7 protein-coding genes are annotated in these 11,389 nt (G+C 73.1%); 2 read left to right on the top strand and 5 right to left on the bottom strand.

Going from position 1 to position 11,389, the window contains the following annotated elements; translation table 11 throughout:
- Nucleotides 1-299 precede the first annotated feature (299 nt).
- Nucleotides 300-968: a GntR family transcriptional regulator gene (locus ACFV9H_RS34675; RefSeq protein WP_385406386.1), complete on the bottom strand. Its 669-nt coding sequence runs from the start codon at nucleotides 966-968 to the stop codon at nucleotides 300-302.
- Nucleotides 969-1,113: 145 nt separating this feature from the next.
- Between ACFV9H_RS34675 and ACFV9H_RS34670 the strand changes: the two genes are divergently transcribed.
- Nucleotides 1,114-1,983, top strand: a complete 870-nt coding sequence (locus tag ACFV9H_RS34670) for a (2Fe-2S)-binding protein (RefSeq protein WP_385406377.1) — start codon at nucleotides 1,114-1,116, stop codon at nucleotides 1,981-1,983.
- Nucleotides 1,984-2,181: 198 nt separating this feature from the next.
- Complete coding sequence (locus ACFV9H_RS34665) at nucleotides 2,182-3,267, top strand: DUF2637 domain-containing protein (protein ID WP_385406374.1); 1,086 nt, start codon at nucleotides 2,182-2,184, stop codon at nucleotides 3,265-3,267.
- A gap of 34 nt (nucleotides 3,268-3,301) precedes the next feature.
- Here the strand turns inward: ACFV9H_RS34665 and ACFV9H_RS34660 are convergent, their stop codons facing one another.
- The 4 genes from ACFV9H_RS34660 to ACFV9H_RS34645 form a co-directional block, all read right to left on the bottom strand.
- On the bottom strand, nucleotides 3,302-3,688 hold the full coding sequence (locus tag ACFV9H_RS34660) for an ATP-binding protein (RefSeq protein WP_385406383.1): 387 nt from the start codon (nucleotides 3,686-3,688) through the stop codon (nucleotides 3,302-3,304).
- A gap of 162 nt (nucleotides 3,689-3,850) precedes the next feature.
- Nucleotides 3,851-5,593 (bottom strand): pyruvate dehydrogenase, encoded by a 1,743-nt coding sequence (locus ACFV9H_RS34655; RefSeq protein WP_385406372.1) that lies wholly within the window; start codon nucleotides 5,591-5,593, stop codon nucleotides 3,851-3,853.
- 67 nt (nucleotides 5,594-5,660) lie between these two features.
- Nucleotides 5,661-7,367: a protein phosphatase 2C domain-containing protein gene (locus tag ACFV9H_RS34650; protein ID WP_385406369.1), complete on the bottom strand. Its 1,707-nt coding sequence runs from the start codon at nucleotides 7,365-7,367 to the stop codon at nucleotides 5,661-5,663.
- A 100-nt stretch (nucleotides 7,368-7,467) separates the two neighbouring features.
- Nucleotides 7,468-11,232 (bottom strand): S8 family serine peptidase, encoded by a 3,765-nt coding sequence (locus ACFV9H_RS34645; protein ID WP_385406366.1) that lies wholly within the window; start codon nucleotides 11,230-11,232, stop codon nucleotides 7,468-7,470.
- Nucleotides 11,233-11,389 lie beyond the last annotated feature (157 nt).

The following is an 11,389-nucleotide window of genomic DNA, read 5'->3' as shown; positions in this document are numbered from 1 at the left end:
ACCCCGCCCCCCCCCCCACACCCGGGGGGGGGTGGTTTTCCCCCCCGGGGGGCCCCCCCCCCCCCCCCGCCGGCGTTTGAGGCGCGGGGTACGGGGCGGAGCCCCGAGTCCTTGAGCCGCGCCGGGCAGGCGGCAGGAGGCCCCTCCAGCCCCGCCGGCGTTTGAGGCGCGGGGGCTGGGGCGGAGCCCCAGATCATTGAGCCGCGCCGGGCAGACGGCAGGAGGCACAATCAGCCCCGCCGGCGTTTGAGGCGCGGGGTACGGGGCGGAGCCCCGGGAGGGCGGGGGGCGGGCCGGGCTCAGGATCCGGCGAAGTGTTCCCGTACGAGGGATTCCACCACCGGGAGGTCGCCGGCGATCAGGGACTCCAGCAGCGCCCAGTGCTCGGCGGCGTCGGCGACGAGTTCGGCGCGGCGCACCCGGGGGGCTCCCCTAAGCGGCCACTGGGCGCGGCGGTGGAGTTCCTCGGCCACCGTCACCAGCTGCGCGTTCCCGGCAAGGGACAGCACCTGGCCGTGGAAGGCCCGGTCCGCCTCGGCGTAGGCCGACAGGTCACCCGCGGCCGCCGCCTCCGCGGTGGCGGCCGCCGCCGGGCGCAGGGCCTCCCACGCGGCGGCGGGCACGCTCCGGGCGAGCCGGAGCATGACCGGGACCTCCAGCAGGGCCCGTACCTCCGCCAGCTCGGCCAGTTCGCGCGGGGTCCGCGACAGGACCCGGAAGCCCCGGTTCGGGAGGCATTCCACGGCCCCTTCCAGGGCCAGCTGCTGCATCGCCTCGCGCACGGGGGTCGCCGAGACCCCGAAGCGTTCCCCCAGGGCCGGGCCCGAGTAGATCTCGCCCGGCGCCAGCTCACCGTCGACCAGGGCGGCGCGCAGCGCGTCGAGGACCTGCGCGCGCACCGAATGGCGCAGCACCTTCCCCGCGCCCTTCTGCGCCGGGATCGACGGAATCGCCGGAATCGGCGGAATCGGCGGAATCGGCGGCACCCGGCCCTCCTCACTGGTCTCGACCTTGCCCCGAGAGTATGCGACGTCCCACAAGGCGATACAGACCCACCGAGATCAGGTAAGGTAAGGCTAACCTGTTAACGATCGCGTGATTCGGTGGTCCGTCATGACCGTCATGGCCCTGGGCAGCGACAGCGGCCCCGCACCCGCCCCGGCCGGCTCTCCGGTGGCGGATGCGTACGCACGGCTGACCGAGGCCTACGGCGGACTGAGCGTCGTCGAGCGGGCCGCGCACGAACCCGTCCCTCGCGGTGTGGGGTGGGTCGGCGCGGACGAGCTCGCGGCGGGCGGGGCCGGCCTGGACGCCTTCCTCGCCTGGGACGAGGCCCAGATCGCCCGGGACTACGACCACCAGGCCCGCCCCGACGTGGTGGCGAGCTTCGGGCTGCACCGGTACGCGTGGCCGGCCTGCCTGCTGATCACCCTGCCGTGGTTCCTGCACCGGCGGGTCCCCCGGCTCCCCACCGACGGGGTGGCCTTCCACCGCACCCACGGCCGGATGGCCGTACGCGTCGAGGGCTTCGCCTGCCTCCCGGACGACCCGGCGGCGGCTCTCCCCGGGGCCCGGATCGTGCCCGACGAGGAGGCGCTGCGCGCCGAGGTGCGGGCCGCGGTGGCCGAGCACTTCGGGCCCGTGCTGGAAGGTTTCGGCCCGCGCATGCGGCGCGGCCGCCGCGCGCTGTGGGGCATGGTCACCGACGAGGTCGTCGAGAGCCTCTGGTACGTCGCGGGCCTGCTCGGCGACGAGCCGCGCGCCGTGGCCGAACTGGAGGCGCTCCTGCCCGGCTCCACCGCCCCCTTCATCGGGGCCGCGGGGTTCCGTACCCTCTCCGGCCCGGCCGGCGAGGAGCTGCCCACCCGGGACCGGGCCGGCTGCTGCTTCTTCTACACCATCCGCCCGGCCGACACCTGCGTCACCTGCCCGCGCACCTGTGACGCCGACCGGGTCGCCCGGCTCACGGCGACCGCCGCCTGAACCCACCCTTACGACTGACCGTAATCGAACGCAACTGGAGTCGTGCGAGCGCCAGTTCGACCCACAACACCCTATCCGGCGGGCCCCGCCCCCCGATGGCGTCCACTTGCCTCGAAACCCGCGTGCGCGGCCGACCCGCTGCGCCACTATGGCGCCCGGAAAGCCGCACGGCCGCAGACGCGAGGCAAGGACATCCGCATGAGACTGACCGACATATCGCTGGACTGGCTGCTGCCCGGCAGCCTGCTGATCCTGGGCGTACTTGCGGCAGTTGCGGTACTGGCCCGGGGCAGGCGCGAGAGCGAGAAGGCCGCGGCCGACGACAGCTGGGAGCGCAGCGAGGAACGACGCCGGCGCAAGGAGGCCGTCTACGGGACCGCCTCGTACGTCCTGCTCTTCTGCTGCGCGGCGGTGGCCGCCGCGCTCTCCTTCCACGGGCTGGTCGGCTTCGGCCGGCAGAACCTCAACCTCTCCGGCGGCTGGGAGTACCTGGTCCCCTTCGGGCTCGACGGCGCGGCCATGTTCTGTTCGGTGCTGGCCGTCCGCGAGGCCAGCCACGGTGACGCGGCCCTCGGCTCGCGCATGCTGGTCTGGCTGTTCGCGGGCGCGGCCGCCTGGTTCAACTGGGTGCACGCCCCGCGCGGCATGGGCCACGACGGTGCTCCGCAGTTCTTCGCCGGGATGTCGCTCTCGGCGGCCGTCCTGTTCGACCGGGCCCTCAAGCAGACCCGCCGCGCGGCTCTGCGCGAACAGGGCCTGATCCCGCGGCCGTTGCCGCAGATCCGGATGGTCCGCTGGCTGCGGGCACCCCGGGAGACCTTCGGCGCGTGGTCGCTCATGCTGCTGGAGGGGGTGCGCACCCTCGACGAGGCCGTGGACGAGGTGCGCGAGGACAAGCGCGAGAGGGAGCAGGACCGGCACCGCCGGCGCGATCAGAACCGGCTGGACCGGGCGCGCATCAAGGCGCTGGGCCGGCAGAACCGGGCGTTCGGGCGGTCTCGCGGCCGCCAGGTCGAACTCCCAGAGCTCACGCAGGGAGCTGGCTCCGCGCCGGTCGGCGCGGAGCCGGCCATACCGGAATCGGGACAGCTGCCCCTACTCCCCCAGCTACCGCTGGGAGGGGCCCCCAACCGGCCCTCCCTGCAGGCCGTCAACCGCACCGGATCCGCTGAGGTGACCGGCCCCCGGACGGTGGACCTCACCGCCGAGGACGACACCCAGACCATCCCCCGGCTCGACTCGCTGGAGCGCAAACTGAAGGACCTGGAGCAGCAGTTCGGCTGACGGTCCACCCGTGCGCCCCGGAGGGCCCGCCTGCTCAGGCGGGCCCTCCGTCGAGCTCGAACCAGACCACCTTGCCGCGGCCCGGCGCGCACGCGTCCACGCCCCAGGCGTCGGCGAGCGTCTGCACCAGCACCAGTCCCCTGCCGTGCGTACCGTCGTCGGCGGTCGGTACGTGCGGCCGGGGCAGGCGGGTGGCGAAGTCACGGACCTCGACCCGTAACCGGGTGGCGGCGAGGCTCGCGGACACCTCCGCGCCCTGTTCGGTGTGGACGAGGGCGTTGGTGACGAGTTCGGTGATCAACAGCTCCGCCACCTCGGTGGCGTCGACCTCGCACCGGTGGCGCATCAACTCGCGCAGGGCCCGGCGGATTTCGCCCACCGCCTTCAGATCGGCCCGGCGTACGCTCCGCGTGATCTCCATCTCTTCCTCGGCCGACGGCTCACGCGGCACCGGCCTCCCTCTCCTCCACGGCTTCCCCGTCTTCGCCCCCACCCGCACGGCGATGTACCTCCCCCGCGTCCATGATTCTCGAACTGGTCTACGGGATGCATGCCCCCCGGGCCGATTCGCACTCATACGGGCTCAAGGGCGGGGCACGTTCCGGAGGTTGGATCGAGCCATTTGGATCATCCGGCCCACCCCTCCGTCGAGCACGATCTTGCTGGCGGAAAGTGCGAATCCGGTCACCATCTCGGCGCTGATCCTCGGGGGAATCGACAGGGCGTTGGGGTCGGTGACCACGTCCACGAGAGCGGGTCCCTTGTGCCGGAAAGCGTCCTTCAAAGCCCCTGTGAGCTGCTTGGGCTTCTCCACGCGGACCCCGTACGCGCCCGCCGCGCGGGCGATCGCCGCGAAGTCCGGATTCTTGTTGGCGGTCCCGTAGGAGGGCAGGCCGGAAACGAGCATCTCCAACTCGACCATTCCGAGGGACGAGTTGTTGAACAGGACCACTTTGACGGGCAGGTCGTACTGCACGAGGGTGAGGAAATCTCCCATCAGCATGGAGAAACCGCCGTCACCCGACATCGACACCACTTGACGGTTCCGATCGGTGAACTGTGCGCCGATGGCCTGCGGAAGGGCGTTGGCCATCGATCCGTGGCTGAAGGAGCCGATGATGCGCCGCTTGCCGTTCGGCGAAAGATAGCGCGCCGCCCACACATTGCACATGCCGGTGTCGACGGTGAACACGGCGTCCTCGTCGGCCAGTTCGTCGAGTACGGAGGCCACGTACTCGGGGTGGATCGGCGTGTGCTTCTCCACCTTGCGCGTGTAGGCCTTGACCACTCCCTCCAGGGCGTCCGCGTGCTTCTTCAGCATCCGGTCCAGGAAACGGCGGTCCGTCTTGGCCTTCACCCTGGTGTTCAGCGCGCGCAGCGTCTCCCGCACGTCTCCCCACACCGCGAGGTCCAGCTGGGAGCGGCGGCCCAGGTGTTCGGGGCGGATGTCCACCTGGACGATCTTCACGTCGTCGGGGAGGAAGGCGTTGTACGGGAAGTCCGTGCCGAGCAGGATCAGCAGGTCGCACTCGTGGGTGGCCTCGTAGGCCGCGCCGTATCCGAGCAGCCCGCTCATGCCGACGTCGTACGGATTGTCGTACTGGATCCACTCCTTGCCGCGCAGGGCGTGCCCGATGGGCGCCTTGATCCGGCCGGCGAACTCCATCACCTCGGCGTGCGCCCCGGCGGTGCCGCTGCCGCAGAAGAGCGTGACCTTGTCCGCCTCGTCGATCAGCCGGACCAGCTTCTCGATCTCGCCGTCCCCGGGGCGCACGGTGGGCCGGGCGGTGACGAGTGCGTGCTCCACGGCCTTCTCGGGGGCGGGCAGGGAGGCGACGTCCCCGGGCAGCGCGACCACGCTGACGCCGCTGCGGCCGATGGCGTGCTGGACGGCGGTCTGCAGCAGCCGGGGCATCTGACGGGGGTTGGAGATCAGCTCGCTGTAGTGGCTGCACTCGCGGAAGAGCTGGTCGGGGTGGGTCTCCTGGAAGTAGCCGAGGCCGATCTCGCTGGAGGGGATGTGCGAGGCGAGTGCGAGGACCGGGGCCATGGAGCGCTGGGCGTCGTACAGCCCGTTGATCAGGTGCAGGTTGCCCGGGCCGCAGGAGCCCGCGCAGGCGGCGAGGCGGCCGGTGATCTGGGCCTCGGCGCCGGCCGCGAAGGCCGCCGTCTCCTCGTGCCGGACCTGGATCCACTCGATATCACCCGTTCGGCGGATCGCGTCGACGATCGGGTTCAGGCTGTCGCCCACCACTCCGTACATCCTGCGCACGCCCGCGCGCACCAGGATGTCCACGAACTGCTCCGCCACGTTCTGTTTGGCCATGGATGGGGCGCCCTTTCCGGGTTCGGCTCTGCCGGCTGCGGCTTCCATCCATGCACGGGTGGAGCGATTACGCCTCCCAGACCGCGGCGGCCGTCCGGTCGTCGGCGTAACCCTTGAGGCGCAGCTGGGTGTCCGCGAGGAAGGCCGCGAGGCCGGGGGGTTCCGGCTCCGCCCAGCGCGCGGCGAGCTCCGCCGGGAGCAGTGCCTCCTCCCGCATGGGCTCGGCCAGGCCGCCGGAGCAGACGAGCAGGGTGTCCCCCGGCCGGGCCACGGAGGCCCGGAACCGGAAGTCGCCGTCCTCCGCCCCTTCGTCGGGCTCCAGGTCCTGCCACTCGCCCGACCGGAGGCGGAACAGCCCGCCTGCCCCGGCGCCGAAGCACACCCGGGTCCGGCACTCGGGGTCCACGGGAAGCAGCAGCGCGCGCAGCCCGGCGGTGTAGGCCTGCTCGGCGAGGCCGAGTTCGGCGGCGCGGGCGCGGAGGCGGCCGTAGCCGCGGTCGGTGAGCCGTTGGAGGCCCGAGCGGAGCGCGTCGCGGCGGCCGGCCCGGATGTCGTCGGCGAGCCGCTCCTGGCTGCGCCCGACGGCCGCCGCGACGGTGCGGCACAGCTCGGCGGCGGCCTCGGGGGCCCCGGGCGCGGCCCGGTCGCCGCCGGCGAGGGCCACCATCACCAAGGCGTCGTCGCCGCTGCCGAAGCGGGCGGTGAGCAGGAAGTCCCGGCGGGCCTCGCCGCGGAAACGGGCGGAGTCCCCGCGCAGGGAGACGGCGCGCAGCGCGTACGTGCCGTACTGGGCCCCCTCCAGGACGGTGTCGGGGGTCAGGGCGTCGAGCGCGGCCGGATCGGCGACGGGCAACGCGCCGGGCTCCGCCGCGTAGGTCGGCGCCCGGTCGCCGAGGTGCCGCACCGCGGGGCGTTCGCCCTGCGGTGCGGGTGCGGGCACCTCCGTGGTCCGGTCGTCCTCCGCGCGCCAGGCGGGCACGTCCACGTCCCCGAGCGCGTACCCGGTGACCCCACCGGCCCGCGGATCGCGCGGCGGCGCCGGGGGTACGGGTGGCAGCGGCTCGGGAGCCGGGCGCGGCCCCGGTACGAGCCCACGCCCCGGCGCCGCGGGCGGCACCACGGGCCGAACGGGCAACCCGCCCTCCGGAGCCGATGCCACCGGCGCCTCCCCCGGCGGAGCCGGGAACGGCGGGGGTACGGGCACCTGCCGGTCCGAGGCCGGAGCCGGCGCCTGCCCCAGCGGGGCCGGGAACGGCGGGCGTACGGGCACCTGCCGGTCCGAGGTCGGAGCCGGGGCCTGCGCCGGGGCCTGCGCCTGTGCGTCAGCCGGGGCCTGCCCCGGCGGAGCCGGGAACGGTTGGGGCGCGGGCTCCTGCCGGCCCTCGGTCGGAATCGGAGGCCGGCCGGGAAGGCCGGTGGCGGACTCCGGGGCCTGCCCCGGTGGAGCCGGGAAGGGTGGGGGTGCGGGGTACCCGGCCTGGGGCGGCTCGGGCTCCGGTGTGGCCGCTTCCCATGGCAGGGCCTGGGGCTCCGGCGGAGCCGGGCGCGGGGCCGGGACCGGGCCCGGCCCGGCGGCGGGATCCCCCGGCGGAGCCTGCGCCGGCACGGCGGGCTCCGGCGCTGCCGGGGCCGGGGGCCCGGGGGGTGTCGTAAGGGACGAGGCCGAGTGGAAGCGCTTGTCCAGGGTGTCCCCCGGGTCGGCTTCCGGGACCGCGTCCGGGTCCTCGTACAGTTTCTGCCACCAGTCGTCCGCGCCCGCGCCCTGCTGACTCATGCCCTCATTCTCGGCCTACCGCGCGGGCGGAAAACGCCGAATGCGCGAAAAGGGTCCACCGGGCCGCCGCCCGGTGGACCCTCCCCCTCACCCGTACCAACTAGCGGACGTCGTACGCCCGTCCGACCGTCTGGGTGACGGAGGCACCCTTCGCGTCGGTCAGTTCGACCTTCAGCGAAACCTGCTTGCCGGAGGCCCCGGCGTGGTCGACGACCGCGGTCCACACGCCGCCGCGCTCGTTCACCTGCGCCGCCGTCCAGTTCTCACCGTCGTACGAGTACGACAGCTTGGCCGTCTTCAGCGCACCCGGCGCGTAGCCCGCGTGCCCGGTGACGCTCAGGCCGATGCTCTGGCCGTTCGTCGCCGCGACCGTCTTCAGTCCGTCCAGCGGGGCCGCGTACCTCGGGAAGAGGATCGGCAGACCCTGCGAGTAGGCCGACGCGTCAAGCTTTGACGTGAAGCCCCAGGTCGTCTGGACGGCGGTGGAGCGCTGCCAGACGCGCGCGGGTGCGCCGAACTTCTCGATGTTCTGGGTCAGTTCGTAGCGGCCTTCCTCGGCCGGGATCTCGAAGACCCCGAACGGGTACCAGCTGTCGCCGATGACCTCGCCGTTCCGCTTGAGCTGGAGGTTGCCGACGTCACCGAAACCGCCCGGCTGTGCGTAGTGGGAGCTGTCGCCCCACATGGCGGAGGCGAAGCCGATCAGGTTGCCCTGCCGCTCGGCGGCCAGCAGCTCGTTGCCCGAAGTGTCCCGCGGCGCGACCGGGACGGTCACCCCGTCGTACCAACTGGCCCTGAGCTTCTGGCCCTTGGTGTGGGTGCGCTGCTCGCCGACCATGAACTCGCCCCACGGGAAGCTGCTGGAGAGCATCTGGTCCCAGGCGGTGTCGCCGGCCGAGTAGTACTCGGTCCGCTTGCCCGGCGCCGCGACCGTTTCGATCCCGCCGAAGTACACCGCGGCGCCGATCGGCCGGTACGCACCGGCCAGGTCGATGAAGTCGGTGGCCACGCCCATGGAGTTGTAGGTCGACTCGACCTGGCCGAGGTCGCGGTCGCGCACCCGGTGGGTCTTGCCGCCCCGGACCTCGCCCGTCTCCGGGAAGGCGAGGTTGTACACGTACGGGCTCTTCGCCGTGGCCTTCCACGCGAGGGTTACCTTGCCCGCCGCGAGCCGCTCCAGCAGCGCCTTGCCCTCGGCTGCCTCGATGGACATCGTGGGCAACGAGCCGCCCGCGTAGCCGGTGAAGCCGACCCAGCGTCCGGGGGCCTCGCGGTAGGCGAGCACCGCCTTGGCGCCGGCCGCCTTCGCGTCCCGCGCGACCGCGTAGAGCGATCCGTCGACCGCCTTCACCAGCACGACCGCGTCCTTGGCGCCCGCCGCGGCGAGTTCCTCCGGCGTACCGGCGCCCGCGTCGACCAGCGGCGCGCTGCCGGTTCCGTCGAGGTTGTCGCTGCCGGTGGACGCGGTGATCGGGTGCAGGACCGGGCCGCCGATCGCCTTCAGCTCGGAGACCAGCGGGGCGCCCGCTCGCCAGTAGCTGCCGAACTCGAACTCGCCGTCCGTGGCGCGGCCTTCGACCGAGGCGTAGAAGCCGCGGATGGTGCGGCCGCCGGCCGCCGTGCCCGCGTGCAGCCAGGCGTCATCCCAGCTGCGGGCGAAGCCGAGGGTGGTGTTTCGGTTCTCGACCGGCTTGTCGGCCTCGATGTTCAGGCGTCCGGCCTTGCGGGCGTCGAGCACGATGGTCGTGTCCTTCTTCACCTCGACCTGGGGGCGGCCGAGGTACGTGAGGGAGTCGATCATCGTGGCGCCCTCGCCCGCGTCGGGGGTGCCGACGAAGGCGGAGAGGAAGTACGCGCCCGGGCGGACCCGGTAGATCTGGTCGACCGAGCCCTCGTTGAAGCGTCGCTCGCCGGTGGCGTCGTCGGTGCCGATGACGTCCAGGGAGGACGGGCCGGCGGCCGGCTTGCCGGCGCGGTCGACGAGCTTGACGCGCAGGGTCACCGTCTCCGGCTCCACGTACAGGGAGAAGGGGGTGGAGACGTGTACGCCGTTCGCGGTGGCGACGACGCGGCCGGTGACGTCCCCGTACTGGGAGCGCTCCAGCTTCGCGGCCGGGTCCAGGGCGAGCGGCACCTTGACGGTGGCGCCGGCCGGCACGGTCACGGTGCGCCGGTCCAGGCGGGCGACCTGGCCGCGGACGGACGAGCCGTCGTTGCCGGTGACCTTCTCGACGGCCAGGTTCAGCGTGATCGGGCTCTTGCCGGGGTTGGTGTACGGGACCTCGACGCTCGTGCGGTCGCTGCGGTCCTGCGGCCAGTTGTACGTGCCGCCCTGGACGGCGGGCGCGCTCGTGACGGTGGTGTCGATGGCGGCCTTGACGTCGAGGCGGCCGCCGCCGGTCTCCCGTACGTCTCCGGGGACACCGGTGTCGGCCGAGCCGACGAGGGCGGACTTGATCTGCTGCGCGGTCCAGTCGGGGTGGCGCTGCTTGACGATCGCGGCGGCGCCCGCGACGTGCGGGGTGGCCATCGAGGTGCCCGACATGGACTGGTACGCGTACACCCCGCGGCCGCCCATGTTGGCGGCGGAGATCCCGACGCCGGGGGCGGCGATCTCGGGCTTGAGGGTGTGCCGGAGTCCGGCCGGGCCCCGGCTGGAGAAGGAGGCGGTGGTGTCGTCGCGGTCGACGGCGCCGACGGTCAGCACGCTCGTCGCGCAACCGGGCGAGGAGACCGTGTTGTTGCCGGGACCGGAGTTGCCGGCGGCGATCACGAACAGCGGGCCCTGCTGGGAGAGCTTCTCCGCGGCGGCGGCGAGCGGATCGTCGCAGGCGGTCTGGGAGGGGTCGCCCAGGCTCATGGAGACCACGTCGGCCTTGGACTCGACGGCCCACTCCATGCCGGCGATGATCCACGAGTCGAGGCCGTAGCCCGCGTCGTTGAGGACCTTGCCGCTGAGCAGTTCGGCGCCGGGGGCCACACCCTTCTTGGCGCCGCCGCTCTCGGCTCCGGAGCCGCCGACGGTGGAGATGGTGTGGGTGCCGTGGCCCTGCCGGTCGACGTCGGTGTCGGAGTCGGTGAAGTTCTTCGAGGCGGCGACGCGGCCCTTGAGGTCGGGGTGTTCCAGGTCGGTGCCGGTGTCGAGGACGGCGACCTTGGTGCCCGTGCCGTCGTATCCGGCGGCCCAGGCGGCGGTCGCGCCGACCTGCTTCGTGGAACGCTCCAGGTTCGCCTGGACCTTGCCGTCCAGCCACAGCTTCTTCAGCCCGCCCGCGGCGCGGGAGCGGCCCTCGGCGGTGAGGTCGGCCCAGAAGTCGGCGGCCCGCCCCTTGTCGGCGGCGAGCGCGACCGCGCCGATGGAGCCGAGGACGAGGGACCGGTCGGCGCCGCGAGGGGCGGGCGGCGCGCTGCGCGCCACGTTCACGGAACCGTCGTAGACCGCGATGAGCGGCAGCTTCTTGGTGTGGGCGTCGTCGTAGCCCTGCCGGACGAGACCGGTGACGTTGAACAGCTCGTGGTCGACCTTGCCCGAGGCGAGCGCCTTGACCGCGCTCTCGGGGTAGACGTAGAGGTCCTTGCCCGACTGTCGGGTCTGTACGAGCGGCTGCGAGCCGTCCTCGCGCGGCATCGCGGTGGCGGCCGTGCGGCCGGCCGCGTCGGTGGACACCAGGATCCGGTCACCGGTGACGAGGGTGACGGTGACGGGCGCGGTGGGCTGTTTTCCGGCCGCCTCGCTCCCGACGAGTGGTCTCTTCCCCGCTCCAGGCGCTCCGTCGCTCGGCTGTGCCGTGGACGGACCGACTGCGGTGACGGCAAGGACGGCCGCGGTGGCCGCTCCCCACGCCGTGCGCGATATCGGGCGCATCGCTCTCCCCAGGTGAATTCCGGCCAACTGCTGCATTGCATGGCAAAGCTGCCGCGCAAATGGCTTCTGGCCGGCGGATGTTGGTGCTGCGGTGGCATGACCTTTACAGAGAGGCGGGGGGTACGGTGATGATGTCCGCGGCGGGTTTGCGCCGTGG

Source organism: Streptomyces sp. NPDC059874 (genome assembly GCF_042731135.1).
In the GTDB taxonomy this organism is placed as follows: Bacteria; Actinomycetota; Actinomycetes; order Streptomycetales; family Streptomycetaceae; genus Streptomyces.
The sequence above is the reverse complement of the archived record's forward strand: the minus strand, read 5'-3'. Positions and strand labels throughout refer to the sequence as shown.